This window comes from Microbacterium sp. 01T413_2 (assembly GCF_056398985.1).
In genome coordinates this window covers 114,921-131,554 of the sequence record NZ_JBFTQL010000006.1, presented here as the reverse complement: position 1 = coordinate 131,554, position 16,634 = coordinate 114,921, and the positions used below count along the sequence as shown (strand labels likewise).

Sequence of the window (16,634 nt, the reverse complement as noted above, 5' to 3'; positions counted from 1 at the left end):
GCCTGTCACTGGTTCGAGCCTCAGCTCAGGCCCTGCTCCTTGAGCCAGGCCTTGGCGATGTCGGCCGGCTGCTTCTTGTCGGCCGTGCTCTGCACGTTGAGCTTGACGAGCTCCTCGGTCGAGAGCTTCGCGCTCACCGCGTTGATCGCCTTCGACACCTTGTCGGCGACGTTCGCACTCACGATCGGCACGACGTTCGACGGAAGGATGAGGTTCTTCGGATCCTTCAGAGCGACCAGGTCACCGCTGGCGAACGCCGGGTCGGCGGAGTAGATGTCGGCGACCTGCACGGTGCCGGCCTTCAGCGCCTCGAGCGTGGTCTGGCCGGTGGCCGAGAACGCCAGGTCGACGCCGTACAGGGTCTTCGCGGCTGCGGGGCCGTACGGGCGCTTCTCGAACTCGGGCGCGGCGCCCACCGTGACGGGCGCGGGCACCTTCGAGAGGTCGGCGATCGATTCGAGGCTGTACTTATCGGCGTTCGCCTTGGTCACCGTGTAGGTGTCCTGATCGGCGGCCTTCGCGTAATCGAGCACGGTGAGGCCCGACGGCAGGGCCTTCTTCAGCGCGGCGTACACGTCGTCGGGGCTGTTCGTGTCGGCCTTACCGCCCAGGTACTCCAGCAGGTTGCCGGTGTACTCGGGGAACAGGTTGATCGCGCCCGACTTCACGTCGGGCATGTAGGCGTCGCGCTGTCCGATGTTGAACTTGCGGTCGACCTTCACGCCGTCCTTCTCGAGGGCCTGCGCATAGATCTCGGCGATGATCTCGTTCGAGTAGTACGCCTGGGATCCGATCACGACCGTGTCGGAGGAGCCGGATCCGCTCGTCTCGGTCGGCTTGTCGAGCGGGTTGCTGGAGCTGCAGGCGCTGAGCGCGAGCGCGACGGCGGCCGCGACCGTCGCTGCAGCGGCGATGCGGGTGATGCGAGCGGTGAACATGGTGTGCCTCTCTTCGGTGGGGGAGTCGGTGCAGGTCAGGTGCGTGCGGCGGCCTTCGACAGGCTCAGGGAGCGCCCGCGGGCGTGGGGTTCGGCTTCGGAGCGACCGCCGGCCGCACGCACACCGGCCGGGACGGCGGCGCGCTGCGCGATCGCGAACAGCAGGTCGGCGATCAGGGCGAGCGCCGCGACGAGGAGGGCCCCCGCGAGCACCTGGTCGAAGCGGCCGAGAGGGATGCCCTGGATGATCGGGTAGCCGAGTCCGCCGAGGTTCACCCAGGCCGCGATCGTCACGGTCGCGATCACCTGCAGCGTCGCCGCTCGCAGGCCGCCGACCAGCAGAGGCAGGCCGAGCGGGAACTCGACCTTCCAGAACACCTGCCACGGCGTCATCCCCATCGCCTTCGCCGCGTCGATCACCCGGGGCTCGATCGCCTCGATCCCGGTGTACGCACCGGCGAGCAGAGACGGGATCGCGAGCAGCACGAGCGTCACCAGCGCGGCCGCCGGCACCTGCAGCACGCCGAACAGCAGCACGAGCAGGATCAGCAGTCCGAACGAGGGGATCGCACGCGCGGCGCCCGAGATCGCCACGGCGACCTCGCGTCCACGGCCGGTGTGCCCGATCACCCAGCCGGCCGGCACGGCGATCAGGCTCGCGACGAGCACCGACACGACCGTGTAGAGCAGGTGCTGGCCGAGCAGCACCGGCAGCGCATAGGAGCCGGTCCACTGCTCGGGGTCGAGCAGCCACCGGATCGCATCGCCGAAGAGGTTCATGCGGCACCTCCGGTCACGACGGCGGGCCGGCCGCTGCGCGTACGTCGCCGGGTGCTGCGCTGCCACGGCATCAGCACGCGGCCGAGCACGACCAGCAGGGCGTCGATCACGAGCGCGAGCAGGATCACCGCGATCACTCCGGCGAACACCTCCTCGATGAGGCGGCGGTCGAGTCCATTCGTGAAGAGGTAGCCGAGGTTCTGCACGCCGACCAGGATGCCGACCGTGGCGAGGGCGATCGTCGAGACGGCGGCGACGCGCACGCCGGCGAGGATCACCGGTCCGGCGAGCGGCATGTCGACGGTCCAGAACCGGCGTCCGGATCCGTAGCCCATGGCGATCGCGGCGCGACGCACATCGGCATCGACCGAGTCGAGCCCGTCGGCGACTGCGCGCACGAGGATCGCCACGTTGTAGATGGTCAGCGCCACGATGAGGTTGGTGGGGCTGATGGCGGAGTAGCCGAGCAGCGCCGGCAGCAGGATGAGCAGCGCGAGGGAGGGGATCGTGTAGAGCAGGCCGGTGAGCACGATCACGGGGCCGCGCACCAACCGGTACCGCCAGGCGATCCACCCCAGCGGCACCGAGACGACGACCCCGAGCACGAGAGCGATCAGGCTCTGCTGCAGATGCACGGCGGCGAGGCTCGCGATGAGCCCGAGGTTGTCGATGATCCAGGTCATGTCAGCCGACCTCGTCCGCGGACTGCGGCGGATGCGCATCGAGGAGATCGGCCGGCGACTGCACGAGCGTCCCCTGGGCGCGCCCGTCGGCGTCGACGACCACGGTGCCGTGCGGGGTCTCCCGCAGGTGCAGCGCGCGGCGTCCGCGGTCGGCGCCGATGAACGCGGCGACGAAGTCGTCGGCGGGCGCGGCGAGGATCTCGTCCGGCGTGCCCTGCTGCACGATGCGGGCGCTCTTGCCAAGGATCACGATCCGGTCGCCGAGCAGCAGCGCCTCGTCGATGTCGTGCGTGACGAACACCACGGTCTTGCCCAGTTCGCGCTGCAGGCGCAGCAGCTCCTGCTGCAGCTCGGTGCGCACGATCGGGTCGACGGCGCCGAACGGCTCGTCCATCAGCAGGATGTTCGGATCCGCGGCGAGCCCGCGGGCCACGCCGACACGCTGCTGCTGTCCACCGGAGAGCTGGCTCGGATAGCGGTCCGCGAGCGCCTGGTCGAGGCCGACCGTGTCGAGCAGCTCGCGCGCGCGGACGTGCGCCTCACGCCGGGTGACGCCGTTCAGGCGCAGCACCGTGGCGACGTTGTCGATCACGCTGAAGTGCGGCAGGAGTCCGGAGTTCTGCATCACGTAGCCGATGCGGCGGCGCAGGGCGACGGGGTCGCCCTCGAGCACGCTCTCGCCGTCGATCTCGACGGCGCCCGAGCTGGGCTCGACCATGCGGTTGATCATGCGCAGCAGTGTGGTCTTGCCGGATCCCGACGAGCCGACCAGCACGGTCGTCTGCCGGGCGGGGATGACCAGGCTGAAGTCGTCGACGGCGCGGGTGCCGTCCGGGAACGTCTTCGTGACGGAGCGGAATTCGATCATCGCGGTCCCGCCCCTCAGGGGAGCGCCCCCTCCTGGGGCACGTCGCCCGCGCGGATCTCGACCTTGCGGTCGAACGCGACGTAGCCGGAGAAGTCGACGCCGACCCGTTCGATGGCCGTCGGGTAGGGGTGCGGATACGCCCACGCCAGATCCTTGTGGTCCTGCTCGTTCACGCGGAGCGAGTAGTACTGGCACTCGCCCTTCCACGGACAGGTGTACGGCGTGGGGCTCTCCTGCAGCACGCCCTCGGTGACGGCCGTCGGCGGGAAGTACCTGTTGCCCTCGATGAGCACCACATCGGCGTCATCGGCGTTCGCGACGACTCGTCCTTCGAATACTGCTTGCATGCTCGTCCGTCCTGTTCAGATCGATGAGACACGTGCGTCCGCGTGCGCCTGCCCGGTGTGCGCCACGGCGCCCTTCCGACAGTAGGCCAAGCCTCCGACATCCATGAAGAACGCCCGCCACATCGGAAACAGACCGACATCCGCCGGGATTCCCGCTCCGACCGGACCATCCATGTTTTCAAAGCGCGCAAATGGCTGGATCCGGGGCCCGAATGGAGCCATTTGCGCGCTCTGAAACCAGAAAGACCGGCCGCACCACGGGGACGGGGCAGCCCTCAGGCGGTCTGCCGCCCGTAGGCCTCGAGCAGCCGCAGCCACACCTCGCTCATGGTCGGATACGACGGCACCGCGTGCCAGAGCCGGGCCAGCGGGACCTCGCCGACGACCGCGATCGTGGCGGCGTGGATGAGCTCCGCGACATCGGATCCGACCAGGGTCACGCCGAGCAGCACCTGCCGGTCCTCGTCCACGACCATGTGCGCGCGGCCCTTGTAGCCGTCGGCGTGCAGCGAAGCGCCGGCGACGGAGGAGAACTCGACCTGGACCTCGCGCACGCGGTGGCCCGCCTCGCGGGCGGCCGCAGCGGTGACGCCCACGGCCGCGACCTCGGGCTCGCCGAAGACGACCTGCGGCACGGCCGTGTGGTCCGCCGTCGCGACGTGCCGGCCCCAGCGGTCGTCGTCGACCGGCTCGCCCTTCGCGCGGGCGGCGATGACGTCGCCCGCGGCGCGGGCCTGGTACTTGCCCTGGTGYGTGAGCAGCACSCGGCCGTTCACGTCGCCGACGGCGTAGAGCCAGTCCACGCCGGGCACCTGCAGCGTGTCGTCGGTGCGGATATACCGGCCCGCGGCGAGCCCCACCGTCTCGAGCCCGATGTCACCGCTGCGGGGCGTACGGCCCGTCGCGACGAGGATCTCCGCGGCGCGCACGTCGCCGCCGTCCGTCGTGACGGTGACCCCGTCGGCGTCGCGCGAGACGCTCTTCGTGACGACGCCCGTGCGCACGTCGACACCGAGCGCGCGCAGCCCCTCGGTGACGAGCTCGCCGGCGAACGGCTCGACGGATCCGAGCAGTCCGCTGCGGGCGAGCACGGTGACCTCAGCACCGAGCGAGGCGTAGGCGGTGGCCATCTCGACGGCGACCACGCCGCCGCCGATCACGACGAGCGACGCGGGGATCTCCTCGGCGCTCGTGGCCTCGCGGCTGGTCCACGGGTTCGCCTCGTGCAGCCCGGGGATCGGGGGGATCGCGGCATCGGATCCGGTGCTGATGACCACCGCGTGCCGAGCGGTGAGGGTGCGCACACTGCCGTCGGGCTGGGTGACGGCGACCTTGCGTTCACCGCTCAGGCGTCCGTGCCCGCGCACGAGGTCGATGCCGGCGGAATCGAGCCAGGCGACCTGGCTGTCGTCCTGCCAATGGCTCGTGAACGAGTCGCGCCGGTCGAGCACCGCGCGCACGTCGAGGCGGCCGGTCACCGCTTCCGCCGCGCCGCCGACGTGCTGTGCCGCGCGCAGCGCCTGCGGCGAGCGCAGCAGCGCCTTCGACGGCATGCACGCCCAGTACGAGCATTCGCCGCCGACCAGCTCGCTCTCCACGATCACGGCGGTGAGCCCGCCCTGCACGGCGCGGTCGGCCACGTTCTCTCCCACCGGGCCGCCGCCCAGCACGATCAGGTCGTATTCGTCGGTCATCAGGAGCCTTCCGATCGCGGTGCGGTGGGGGTGACGCAACGTCCGTCCCACCCTCGCAGAACGCCCGCGGCTGGGCGAGGATTCCTCACGGGTTCGTCAGATTCCGCTCCTATCCCGCGAGACGACGGGGCGGCTTCGTCCCGATCGCGCGCGAAACAGCGGGGCAACCAACCGTGCGTCTGGCCGAAACATGACGTCCGTACCGTGAGGGAACTGCTCGCGCCGGATCGCCGGCGCGACGCACACCCGAAGAGCTTCACCGGCAGGAGACCCGCACATGACATCTCACTCCTCGCTCCGGCGCTCGCTGGCGGCACTCGCCGCCGCGGCCGTCACCGCGATCGCACTGAGCGCCTGCTCGAGCGGCGGCTCGGCTGCCCAGACGCCCACCGAGGGCGCATCCGACGGCGGAAAACTCAACGTCCAGCTCAGCTGGATCAAGAACGAGGAGTTCTCCGGCGAGTTCTTCGCCGACTCGAAGGGCTACTACAAGGACGCAGGCCTCACCGTCACGCTCACTCCCGGCCCGTCCACCGGTGCCGCCGAGCTGCTGTCGGGCAAGACCGACATCGCCCTCTCCGATGCCGTCTCGATCGGATCCGTCGTGGCGAGTGAGGGCGCCCCGCTGAAGATCATCGGCACCACGTACCAGAAGAACCCGTTCACGGTGCTGTCCCTGAAGAGCAAGGGCGACATCGCCACGCCCGCCGACCTCAAGGGCAAGAAGATCGGCGTCCAGGACTCGAACACCGCACTGTTCAAGGCGCTGCTCGCCGCCAACGGGCTCACGGACAAGGACGTGACGATCGTTCCCGTTCAGTACGACCCGGCGCCCCTGCTCAACGGCGACGTCGACGGCTTCATCGCCTACCTCACCAATGAGGCGATCACGGTCAAGGCCAAGGGCGTCGAGACCACCAACCTGCCGTTCGCCGACAACGGGCTGCCCTTCGTGGCCGAGACCGTCACGACCACCGACGACATGATCGCGAAGCATCGCGATCGGCTGAAGTCGTTCCTGGTGGCCGAGATCAAGGGCTGGACCGACGCGGTCAAGGATCCGGAAGCCGGCGCGAAGCTGGCCGTCGAGAACTACGGCAAGGACCTCAAGCTGGATCTGACGAACTCGATCGCCGGTGCCAAGGAGCAGGCCGAGAAGCTCGTCGTCTCCGACGAGACCGCGAAGAACGGGCTCTTCACCATCTCGGACGAGCTGCAGAAGAGCACGATCAAGAGCCTGGCCGGGGCCGGCGTCACTCTGACCCCCAAGGATCTTTTCGACCTGTCACTGCTCGAGGAGGTCTACAAGGCCCACCCCGAGCTGGTGAAGTACGCGGGCTGACACGGCCACCGCCATGTCGGATTCCGCGATCAGGGCCGCGGCCGGTGCCCAGGGCGTCGCTCTGGGCACCGGCCTGCAGATCACAGCCCTGAACAAGGTGTTCACGAGCGGACGCAAGAGCGTCGTCGCGCTGCAGGACACCGATCTGCACACCGCACAGGGAACCTTCCTCTCGCTGCTCGGCCCGTCCGGCTGCGGGAAGTCGACGATCCTGCGCATCCTCGCCGGTCTCGAGCGCCCCACGAGCGGTACTACCCGGGTCGACGGACGCAGCCCCGACGAGCTGCGCCGTGCGCACAAGCTCGGCATCGCCTTCCAGGACTCCGCACTGATGCCGTGGCGCAGCGTGATGTCGAACGTGCGGCTGCCCTTCGAGATCGCCGGGCAGAGCGTCGACAAGGCGTACGTCTCGGAGCTCATCGAGCTCGTCGGCCTCACGGGGTTCGAGAAGGCGAAGCCGGCCCAGCTCTCCGGCGGCATGCGCCAGCGCGTCTCGATCGCACGCTCGTTGATTCTCAAGCCCGACGTGCTGCTGTTCGACGAGCCGTTCGGCGCACTCGACGACATGACCCGGCAGAAACTCAACCTCGAGCTGCTGCGGATCTGGACAGAGAAGCCGGCGACCACGCTGCTGGTCACCCATGGCGTGTCCGAGGCGATCTTCCTCTCCGATCAGGTGGCCGTGATGAGCCCGCGTCCAGGGCGCGTCAAGGCCGTCATGACGATCGATCTGCCGCGCCCGCGCACACCCGAGATGATGCGCACGCCGGAGTTCCACGCCTACGTCGACGAGGCATCCGAACTGCTCTTCGGCGTCGGGGGCGCCGCGGCCGATGACCACTGACGCACGCACCGCGCTTGCCGGGCGACGTCTGCCGCCGTGGATGATCGGCGTGATCGGCGCCGTGGTGCTGTTCGCGTTCTGGTGGATCGTCGCGGCGGCCTTCGGCAGGAGCGCGGTGGGCACGATCACCGTGCCGACTCCGCCCCAGGTGCTGGCCGGCTTCGTGCGCAGCGGATGGACCTACTACGAGCAGAACTTCGCGGTGACCCTCGCCGAGGCCGGGATCGGCTACCTGTGGGGCAACGGACTGGCGCTGCTGCTGTCCGCCGTCGTGCTCGTGATCCCGAAGCTGGAGGGCGTGGCGATGCAGCTCGCGATCACGACCTACTGCGTCCCGATCGTCGCCGTGGGCATGCTCGCCGTGGTGCTCATCGGGCCTCCCGCCGCGGCAGGGCAGCCGAGCGGGACCGCGGTCTTCCTCGCCGCATTGTCGGTGTTCTTCACAACCGTCGTGGGCGCCCTGCTGGGGTTGAAGTCGGCCGACCGGGCGAGCCTCGACGTCGTCACCGTGTACGGCGGATCCGCATTCACTCAGCTCGTCAAGGTGCGCTTCATCGCGGCGCTGCCCGCCGTGCTGAACGCGCTGCAGATCGCCGTGCCGGCGGCGTTCCTCGGCGCCGTGCTCGGCGAGTTCTTCGGCAAGATCGAGCGCGGCGTCGGTCTCGCCATGATCCTCGCCCAGCAGAACTCCGACGCGGCCGTCGTGTGGGGGCTGGCGCTCGCCAGCGGTGCGGTCGCCCTCGCCGGGTTCGCGCTGGTGGGTCTGGCCGCGAGATCCCTCACCCCCTGGTCGAAGGGAGCCTCGCGATGACCGTGATCACCGTCACCGCCGCGCAATCCATCGTCGACGTCGACGCCCGGCTGCGGCGCGAGCGCACCAGGCGGGTGCTCTCCGCCGCAGGCTGGGGACTGCTCACCCTCCTGCTGACGCTGCTCACGGTCGGCGTCCTCTGGGTCGGCGTGCTCTGGCTGTCGGGAGTGTCCCCGCTCATCGCGAAGGGCCCCGTCGATGTGTGGCGGTATCTGTTCGTCGTCCCCGCCGCTGCAGCGAACCGGGAACTCATCCTCGGCAATCTCGCCGTGACGCTCGGGCACTCGGCGATCGGATTCGCGGCAGGTCTGGTGGTCGCGCTGCTCGGCGCTGCGGCCTTCCAGCTGAGTCGCGGCGTCGAGCACGCGCTCATGCCGGTGGCGATGCTGCTGCGCTCCGTTCCGCTCATCGCGATGGCTCCGGTGATCATCATGATCTTCGGGCGCGACCTCTGGACCGTCGCCGTGATCGGCGGCATCGTCGTGCTGTTCCCCGCGCTGGTAAACATCTCGTTCGGGCTGAAGTCGGCCTCCGCGCAGATGAACGACCTCGTGGAGGTCTACGGCGGCGGCGCCTGGGCCAAGCTGCGGAAAGTGGCGATGCCCGCGTCGCTTCCCGCCTTCTTCGCCGCGGTGCGCATCTCGGTCCCCGGCGCGATCACCGGCGCGTTGCTGGCCGAGTGGCTGGCGGTCGGCGGCGGGATCGGCGGCTCGATCGGCGGCTTCATCCCGCAGGCGCAGTTCACCGCGCTGTGGACATCCGTCGTGGTGGTCACCGTCGTCTCGCTGCTTCTCTACAACGTGATCCAGATCGTGGAGGACGTCGTCCTGGCCCGGATGGGCATGCGTCCGCAGGCGGCGTAGCGTCCGGATCCTCGCGGTCGGTCACTGCTGCGCGGATGGAGAGGCCACCACCGACGGATCCAGGATCTCGACGACCAGCGGATCTTCGGCTCCGGCCTGCCGGATCCGCCACACCCGCGCGCTCGCCCCCACGCCCGGCACCTGGGTCTGCAGGAGCATCCTGGACCGGGCGGTGGGGCGCTCCCACGTCGCGGACGACCGACCCTGCGACGTGTCGACGGTGAGTTCGAAGCGGTCCACGCCGCCGTCCTCGATCGTCGAGACCGTGCGCGCGACGACCGTGCCGTCGAGTCGCTCGATGCGACCGGCCGCTGCACGCCAGCGCGTCAGCGCACGCGCCCTCGACGCGCTGTGGGCCAGCGCACCGATGTAGACGAGCCAGAGCACGACGACGACCACCGCGATGAACACCGTGAAGAGCACGGAGAACCAGACGCCCGGAGTCGGCAGGGTCCAGAGCGGGACGACCGTGCCCGCCCCCACCACCGTGCCGAGGACCAGCAGCACCACGAAGACGACGCGGGCGCCGGCCAGCATCGCACCCCGGATCGGGAGCTCGACGGGCGGAACCGGATCCGGCCAGCGCTCGAGCAGCACCACGACCTGGCCGACGGACGCCGAGGGCGGAGGGGTCATGGCAGGAGTCTAGAGGCCGGACTCAACGCGCGAGCAGGCGGTGCATCGGTGCGGGCGCCCGGTAGGTGTTGGCGCGCTCGCCCTTGCGCAGGGTGCGTCCACGACGGAGGCGAACCGGGATCCGGATCGTCTCTTGTCGCCCACCCACGGCGGGAACATACTGTGCGCATGGCGATCCGGGGCGCGCCCGACGTGGACTGGACGGGACGGTTCGACGAGCTCGTCGCGCGCGAGGCGCACCTCGGGGCGGCCGAGCTGGACGACCTCGGCCAGGCTGCATGGTTCACCGGGCGCGACGATGTCAGCGTCCGCGCCTGGGAGCGTGCACACCTCGCGTTCCTGGAAGCGGGGGATCTCGCCTCAGCGGTGCGATGCGTGTTCTGGCTCGGCTTCACGCTCAGCGAGCACGGAGACGCGGTGCTCGCCCGCACCTGGATGGGCCGGCTGTTCGAGCTGTGCGCCCGACCGGACGCGAACACGCGCACCGATGCGTCCCAGCAGCTCTGCCGCGCGGTCGCGCGGTACGCCCAGGGAGATGCCGAGGGATCCGCACCGCTGTACCGCCAGGCAGCGGAGCTCGCGGCCGCGGCGGGCGACGGGGACGTCGACGCGCTCGCCACGATGGGGCTCGGGCGGGCGCTCGTGCAGACGGGCAGGGCGGAGGAAGGCTTCGACTGCCTCGACCGGGTCATGCTCATGATCGGATCCGGGCGGGTGAGCGACCGCGCCGCCGGGCCCGCCTTCTGCGCGGTCGTCGCGAGCCTGCTCGCCCGCGGCGATCTGGAGCGGGCGCGGGTGTGGACGCGCGACCTGGGCGATTGGTGCGACACGCAGCGCGGTCTCGAACCGTTCCGCGGGGAGTGCGCGCTGCACCGCGCCACGGTCATGCAGCTGGGCGGCGAGTGGGCCGCGGCCGCGAAGGCCGCCGACGAGGTCTGCCGCACCGAGAAGCGCCTCGAGACGCTCGGCAACGCCTGGTATCGGACCGCCGAGCTGCACCGCGTCACAGGGCGAGCGGCACAGGCGCGGGATGCGTTCCGCCGCGCGGCGGCGCTCGGCACCCCGACTCAACCGGGCCTCGCGCTGCTGCACCGCGATGCCGGCGAGCTCGACACGGCGTGGAACGGTCTCGCCCGGGCGCGATCGGGTCCTCTCGGTCCCGCGGAGCGCGCCGAGGTGCTGGCCGCTGCGGTGGCCGTCGCGCTGGACCGTGGCYGCATCTCCGATGCCCGAGCGGCGGCATCGGAGCTCACCGCTTGCGCGGCCGCCTTCCACACCCTGTCCCTGCGGGCCCAGGCCGCCCAGGCGCGCGGCGAGGTCGCCCTGCGCGAGGGCCGCACGGCCGGAGCGCTGCCGCTGCTGCGCGCCGCATGGCTGGACTGGCGGCGCCTCGACGCGCCCCATCAGGCGGCGCTCGTGCGTGTCGCCATCGGATCCGCCGCGCGCGCCGCCGGCGACGAGGAGGGCGCACAGCTCGAGTTCGACGCCGCCCGCACGGCGCTGGAGCAACTCGGCGCCGTGCCCGACCTCGCGCGGCTGGAGCGACTCGCGGCGGCCACGACGCCCGTGCCGGCGGATCCGGGCCTCAGCCGCCGCGAGCGGGAGGTGCTCGAGCTCGTCGCCCAGGGGTGGTCGAACCGGCGCATCGCCGAGCGCCTGTTCCTCAGCGACCGCACCGTGGCCCGCCATGTGGGCAGCATCCTCAGCAAGCTCGCCGTGCCCTCGCGGTCGGCTGCGACCGCCTACGCGTACGCGCACGGACTCGTCCGCATCGCCTGAACCGGCCCCGCCCGCCGCCCGTCGCCCGTGCCGGTGCCGGTCGATGCCGTTGCGGGCGCCGCGTCCGAAACTCAGTCGATCCGGCACCCAGCGATCGCGCACGGCCTGTTGCGCGCAGGATCGACTGAGTTTCAGACCGCGCGCGCTCAAGCCGAACCGGATCCGAATTGGTCATTTCTGCCGATGYCGCCCCCCTCACGCCGCCGTACCGTGCGGGAAAGCCGGAGAAGGAGGCGATCATGTCCACCACGACACTCGACCTGGCCATCGTCGGCGCGGGAGCGGCGGGGCTGCACACCGCCCGCCGCGCGATGGATCGCGGCATGCGGATCCAGGTCTTCGACGCGCACGCGCGCATCGGCGACACCTGGCGGGAACGCTACCGCTCCCTGCGCCTGTTCACTCCGCGGCGCTGGGCGGAACTTCCCGGGCTGCGTCTCGACATCGGCATGTTCGACTACCCGACGGCGATACAGCTCGCCGACTATCTGGAGCGGTACGCGGCGACGTTCGAGATCCCGGTGCGCACCGCCACGCGGGTGCGGCGGCTCTCCGCGGAGGAGGATGGCCGGTTCCGCCTCGAGCTCGACACCGGGGAGGAGATCATCGCGCGCCGAGTCGTGGTCGCGGCCGGCGTGCACCACAGGCCGATCGTGCCGCCGTTCGCGTCCGACGTGGATCCGTCGATCCGGCAGCTGCACTCGCTCGAGTACCAGGGGCCGGAGGACTTCGCGGCCGGGCCGGTGCTGGTCGTCGGCGCCGCGAACTCGGGAACGGACATCGCCCTCGAGGCGGCGGCCTCCGGGCACGGGACGGTCCTCGCCGGACGCCACCCCGGGCAGGTGCCTGGACGCATCGACACCCCGGTCGGGAACCTGATCAGCGGCGTCTTCATCCGACGGCTGCGCAACACCACGATCGACACCGAGAAGGGGCGCCGGGTGTGGGAGCAGCAGCGCGGGCACGGCGTGAACCTCGTCCGCAACCATCTTTCGGATCTGCGCCGCACGGGCATCCGGCTGGTCGGCAGAGTGGCGGGCGTCGATGACGGCCTGCCCGTGCTGGATGACGGCGAGCACCTGCGTCCGGCGACGATCGTCTGGTGCACCGGATCCCGCCCGATCCTGGACTGGATCGATCTGCCGGGCTTCGCCGACGAGAACGGGATCCGGCATGAGCGCGGACTGTCCACGACGGTGCCGGGGCTCGCGTTCATGGGGCTGCCGTTCCAGTACTCGATCGCGTCGCCCACCCTGATGGGCATGGGCCGCGACGCCGACTACGTCGTGGAGCACCTGCTGCGACCGGTGCCGGTGCCGCGGGCGGCATGAGGAAGGGCCGCTGCGCTCAGCGCGCGAGCAGCAGGTGCGTCGGCGTGGGCGCTGGTGTGCGGTGCCGGACACGACCCGGCGCACCGGTACGGTCATCCAGCTCCAGCACGCTGATCTCATTCGAGCGCTGGCCCGCGACGAGCAGCGCTCCGTCGTGCACGAGGTGGTGGCGCGGCCAGTCGACGCCCGCATCGGCGAGCGCGAGGGGTTCGACCCGCTCACCGGATCCGCGCACGCGCAACGCGGCGATCGTGTTGCTGCCGCGCACTCCTGCATACAGCGTCTCGCCATCGCGGGAACGGCTGAGCTCGGCCGGATAGTCATGCCCGGGCGTCACGATCGCCGACACCGGGGTGCCGGAGACCAGCCCCCAGCGCCCCTCACGGTCGGCGGCGAGCGTGAACAGCTCGCACGAGTACTCGGTGACCACGTGCAGGTGCCCGCTGGGATGGACGACCATGTGCCGCGGCCCGGATCCGCGCGGCAGCACGACCTCATGGTCGAGCGTCAGCCCCGACGCCGCAGGACGCCAGATCCGCACGAGGTCGTAGCCGAGGTCGGTCGTGGCGATCCGCCCGTCGGGCAGGAACGCCGCGGCGTGCGCATGCGAGACCCGGGGATCGCCGTTCGGATCCAGACGATTCGGATCCGAGGCGTACGGGTCGGCCGCGGCCATCGGGTCAGCGGCGCCGTCGCCGTCGCCGCTCTCGTTGGCTTCGTCCGAGCCCTCGCCGAACAGGGCCGCCCGCAGCTCGGCGGCCTTGTCGCGCGCATCCGGCACGAGCCTGCCGGCCGCGTGCAGCCCGATCCGCAACACGCGGCCGTCGCCGTARCAGCTCGCGACGAGGAACCTCCCGTCCGGGGCGACGGCGAGGTGGCACACGTACTGCCCCGCCGCGACGGGCCGCCCGAGCGGCCGCAGGGCGTTCTCGCCGGTGCGAGCGAACGCGGCGACCTCGCCGGATCCCTCGAGCGCCGCATAGACGACGTCGAGCGTCGGGTGCTGCGCCAGCCACGACGGTGACGGCGCGGCCGCGACCGCACCACGGTAGGCGAGAGTCGTCGGACCGTATCCCTCATCGACCGCCAGCACGCCGATGCCGTCGGCCGGTCCCTCCATGTCGACGCCGTAGCCGCCGACCCAGAACCGGGTCACGTCAGTCGACGAGATCGTGCCGGACGATGACCTGGTCGCGCTCCGGGCCGACGCCGATCACCGAGATGCGGGTGCCGCTCATCTTCTCCAGCACGAGCACGTAGTCCTGCGCGTTCTTCGGCAGATCCTCGAACCGGCGCGCGGAGGAGATGTCCTCCTGCCAGCCCGGGAAGTACTCCAGGATCGGCTTCGCGTGGTGGAAGTCGCTCTGGTTCACCGGCACGTCGTCGAAGCGCACGCCGTCGACGTCGTAGGCGACGCACACCGGGACCTGATCCAGACCGTCGAGGATGTCGAGCTTGGTGAGCACGAGGTCGGTGATGCCGTTCACACGGGTCGCGTACCGGGTGATCGGCGCGTCGTACCAGCCCACCCGGCGCGGTCGCCCGGTGGTGGTGCCGAACTCGAAGCCGCGCGCGCGCAGCCAGTCGCCTTGCTCGTCGAAGAGCTCGGTGGGGAACGGGCCGGATCCGACGCGCGTCGTGTAGGCCTTCACGATGCCGACGATGCGGTCCAGACGGCCGGGGCCGACGCCGGATCCGGTCGCMGCWCCYCCGGCGGTCGCCGAGGAGGACGTCACGAACGGGTACGTGCCGTGGTCGACATCGAGCATGGTGGCCTGGCCGCCCTCGAACACGACGACCTCGCCGCGCTGCAGCGCATCGTCGAGCAGGTGCCCGGTGTCGGCGACCATCGGGCGCAGCCGCTCGGCATAGGAGAGCAGGTCCTCCACGATCTCGTCGCACGTGATGGCGCGGCGGTTGAAGACCTTCACGAGGAGGTGGTTCTTCTGGTCGAGGGCGCCCTCGACCTTCTGGCGCAGGATGTTCTCGTCGAACAGGTCCTGCACGCGGATCCCGACGCGGTTAATCTTGTCGGCGTAGGCGGGCCCGATGCCGCGCCCCGTGGTGCCGATCATGCGCTTGCCGAGGAAGCGCTCGGTGACCTTGTCGAGCGTGCGGTGGTACTGGGTGATGATGTGCGCGTTGGCGCTCACCTTCAGACGCGACGTGTCGATGCCCCGGGATCCGAGGGCCTCGAGCTCGTGGAACAGCACCTCCAGGTCGATCACGACGCCGTTGCCGATCACAGGGGTCACGCCGGCCGAGAGGATGCCGGAGGGCAGCAGGTGCAGGGCGTACTTCTCGTCGCCGACGACGACGGTGTGCCCGGCGTTGTTGCCGCCGTTGAACTTGACCACCCAGTCCGTGCGCTCGCCGAGCAGATCCGTGGCCTTGCCCTTGCCCTCGTCGCCCCACTGGACGCCGACGATCACGATTCCTGGCATGGGTGCATCCCCCTTGGGTGCGGCCGGTGGCCGCCGTGCTTTTCGCCGGGTTTGCACCGGCTGATGAGCTGGCCCGATCGGGCGGAGCCAGTCTATCGGAGGGCGCCGACCGGCCGCGGGGCAGTGGCGCGCGGCCGGATCCGGCGACGACCGGCACCCCTCGGAGAGGCGCCTGCACGACGACGCCCGAGGAGAAACCCTGCGGCTGCCGGTAACGTGAAGGACGCGGGGCCGGCGCCGTGCCCCGACGGAGACCACCACGATGACAGAGCCGACGGACCAGCCCTCCGCGGGCCCGCACGCGTCACCCGCGGCAGCCACGCGTCGTGAGGCGCGCCTGCTCCGCGAGTCGCAGGAGGCGGCGTCGCTGCGGGGACCTCAGCTCGCCGCGCCTCTTGCGGCGCCTCCCGCCCCTGCCGGGGCGACGCTCGCCGACACCCTGGCTCTGCCCGTCGCCGCGCCGATCGAACCGGCAGTGCCAGGGAAGGCCGCGCCCGGGAACGCAGCGTCGCGGCGCCGGGTCGCACTGTGGGCGTCCGGCGCCGCCGTGGTGCTGTGCCTCGGCCTCGGTGCGGCCGACCTCTGGCTCCCGCGCACGCCGGGCGATGCCGCGGCCGGTGGCCAGGACATCTCCGCACCCGGGGATCCTGATCCGCGCACTCAAGGCGGTTTCGAGGGCGGCGGGTCCCCGACGCCCGCCGGACCGACCTCCCCCGCGGCGCCTCCCTCGACGACCCCGCCTCCCGTCGAGACCGTCGTCGCGCCCGCACCCGATGCGCCCGCCCCGGACGGTGACCCCGGGTCGCTCCCGCCGCAGAGCATCCCCGCTCCCGACGCGCCCGGCACCCCGGCGCCCGCACCGGCGCCGGCGCAGGCCGCGGCCGCTCCCGCGCCCCTCGCCTTCACGGGGATCACCCCGAATCAGACCGTCGGCCTGCTCGGGATCCGGATCCTCAGCAGCTACACGCTGAGCCTGTCCGGGCAGCCCCGCTCGACCGCCTCCGTGACGTACGGCGGCGCACCGGCCGGATCCGTGACCTTCGACGGATCCGGCCGCGCATCGATCACGGTCGGCGCGGGCGCGCTCGATCTGGGGATCGGGAATCCGATGATCACCGCCGCATATGCGGACGGCACCGCAGGCGAGCCCATCCAGGCCCGCCGCAACTCGATCTGACGGGGTGCGGGCGCCACGCCACGACCGCGTGCGGTCCTCCGCCGGGGCGCCTGGCGGGATCTCGGTGGCCGATGGCGGCCGCCGTGCTCGACCGATGT

General features: G+C 71.1%; 17 protein-coding genes. 7 read left to right on the top strand and 10 right to left on the bottom strand.

Annotation, left to right across the window (positions count from 1 at the left end):
* Positions 1-20: 20 nt before the first annotated feature.
* The 6 genes from AC1DMN_RS05865 to AC1DMN_RS05840 form a co-directional block, all read right to left on the bottom strand.
* Positions 21-938, bottom strand: a complete 918-nt coding sequence (locus tag AC1DMN_RS05865; RefSeq protein WP_477229912.1) for an ABC transporter substrate-binding protein — start codon at positions 936-938, stop codon at positions 21-23.
* 35 nt (positions 939-973) lie between these two features.
* Positions 974-1,717: an ABC transporter permease gene (locus AC1DMN_RS05860; protein WP_477229913.1), complete on the bottom strand. Its 744-nt coding sequence runs from the start codon at positions 1,715-1,717 to the stop codon at positions 974-976.
* The gene (locus tag AC1DMN_RS05855; RefSeq protein WP_440732856.1) at positions 1,714-2,400 is read right to left on the bottom strand and encodes an ABC transporter permease; all 687 of its coding nucleotides are present in this window, start codon (positions 2,398-2,400) and stop codon (positions 1,714-1,716) included. Before AC1DMN_RS05855 ends, AC1DMN_RS05860 begins: the two co-directional genes overlap by 4 nt.
* A 1-nt stretch (position 2,401) precedes the next feature.
* Positions 2,402-3,268, bottom strand: a complete 867-nt coding sequence (locus AC1DMN_RS05850; protein ID WP_477229914.1) for an ABC transporter ATP-binding protein — start codon at positions 3,266-3,268, stop codon at positions 2,402-2,404.
* A gap of 14 nt (positions 3,269-3,282) precedes the next feature.
* Complete coding sequence (locus tag AC1DMN_RS05845) at positions 3,283-3,615, bottom strand: DUF427 domain-containing protein (RefSeq protein WP_440732854.1); 333 nt, start codon at positions 3,613-3,615, stop codon at positions 3,283-3,285.
* 275 nt (positions 3,616-3,890) lie between these two features.
* Positions 3,891-5,309: a dihydrolipoyl dehydrogenase family protein gene (locus AC1DMN_RS05840; RefSeq protein WP_477229915.1), complete on the bottom strand. Its 1,419-nt coding sequence runs from the start codon at positions 5,307-5,309 to the stop codon at positions 3,891-3,893.
* 277 nt (positions 5,310-5,586) lie between these two features.
* Between AC1DMN_RS05840 and AC1DMN_RS05835 the strand changes: the two genes are divergently transcribed.
* The 4 genes from AC1DMN_RS05835 to AC1DMN_RS05820 are packed head-to-tail and all read left to right on the top strand — an operon-like array spanning position 5,587 to position 9,169.
* A complete protein-coding gene (locus AC1DMN_RS05835) occupies positions 5,587-6,651 on the top strand; it encodes an ABC transporter substrate-binding protein (RefSeq protein WP_477229916.1) in 1,065 nt (354 codons plus the stop codon).
* A 13-nt stretch (positions 6,652-6,664) separates the two neighbouring features.
* On the top strand, positions 6,665-7,495 hold the full coding sequence (locus AC1DMN_RS05830; RefSeq protein WP_477229917.1) for an ABC transporter ATP-binding protein: 831 nt from the start codon (positions 6,665-6,667) through the stop codon (positions 7,493-7,495).
* Positions 7,485-8,306, top strand: a complete 822-nt coding sequence (locus AC1DMN_RS05825) for an ABC transporter permease (RefSeq protein WP_477229918.1) — start codon at positions 7,485-7,487, stop codon at positions 8,304-8,306. Before AC1DMN_RS05830 ends, AC1DMN_RS05825 begins: the two co-directional genes overlap by 11 nt.
* Positions 8,303-9,169, top strand: a complete 867-nt coding sequence (locus AC1DMN_RS05820) for an ABC transporter permease (RefSeq protein WP_477229919.1) — start codon at positions 8,303-8,305, stop codon at positions 9,167-9,169. Before AC1DMN_RS05825 ends, AC1DMN_RS05820 begins: the two co-directional genes overlap by 4 nt.
* A 21-nt stretch (positions 9,170-9,190) precedes the next feature.
* Here AC1DMN_RS05820 and AC1DMN_RS05815 read toward each other — a convergent pair whose 3' ends face one another.
* Both AC1DMN_RS05815 and AC1DMN_RS05810 read right to left on the bottom strand, forming a co-directional pair.
* Positions 9,191-9,805, bottom strand: coding sequence for a hypothetical protein (locus AC1DMN_RS05815; RefSeq protein ID WP_477229920.1), 615 nt, complete (start codon positions 9,803-9,805; stop codon positions 9,191-9,193).
* 22 nt (positions 9,806-9,827) lie between these two features.
* Positions 9,828-9,953 carry a hypothetical protein gene (locus AC1DMN_RS05810; protein ID WP_477229921.1) on the bottom strand — a complete coding sequence of 42 codons (126 nt, stop codon included), beginning with the start codon at positions 9,951-9,953 and terminating at the stop codon, positions 9,828-9,830.
* Positions 9,954-9,973: 20 nt separating this feature from the next.
* Between AC1DMN_RS05810 and AC1DMN_RS05805 the strand changes: the two genes are divergently transcribed.
* Positions 9,974-11,584 (top strand): LuxR C-terminal-related transcriptional regulator, encoded by a 1,611-nt coding sequence (locus AC1DMN_RS05805; RefSeq protein ID WP_477383972.1) that lies wholly within the window; start codon positions 9,974-9,976, stop codon positions 11,582-11,584.
* A 239-nt stretch (positions 11,585-11,823) separates the two neighbouring features.
* Positions 11,824-12,915, top strand: a complete 1,092-nt coding sequence (locus tag AC1DMN_RS05800) for a flavin-containing monooxygenase (RefSeq protein WP_477229923.1) — start codon at positions 11,824-11,826, stop codon at positions 12,913-12,915.
* A gap of 16 nt (positions 12,916-12,931) precedes the next feature.
* On the opposite strand, the gene AC1DMN_RS05795 is transcribed toward AC1DMN_RS05800, so the two are convergent.
* Together AC1DMN_RS05795 and AC1DMN_RS05790 are read right to left on the bottom strand one after the other, a co-directional pair.
* Positions 12,932-14,071, bottom strand: coding sequence for a lactonase family protein (locus AC1DMN_RS05795; RefSeq protein ID WP_477229924.1), 1,140 nt, complete (start codon positions 14,069-14,071; stop codon positions 12,932-12,934).
* Between the two features lies 1 nt (position 14,072).
* Positions 14,073-15,359 carry an adenylosuccinate synthase gene (locus AC1DMN_RS05790; RefSeq protein WP_477229925.1) on the bottom strand — a complete coding sequence of 429 codons (1,287 nt, stop codon included), beginning with the start codon at positions 15,357-15,359 and terminating at the stop codon, positions 14,073-14,075.
* 262 nt (positions 15,360-15,621) lie between these two features.
* Here AC1DMN_RS05790 and AC1DMN_RS05785 point away from each other — a divergent pair, with 262 nt between their 5' ends.
* Positions 15,622-16,536 (top strand): hypothetical protein, encoded by a 915-nt coding sequence (locus AC1DMN_RS05785; RefSeq protein WP_477229926.1) that lies wholly within the window; start codon positions 15,622-15,624, stop codon positions 16,534-16,536.
* Positions 16,537-16,634 lie beyond the last annotated feature (98 nt).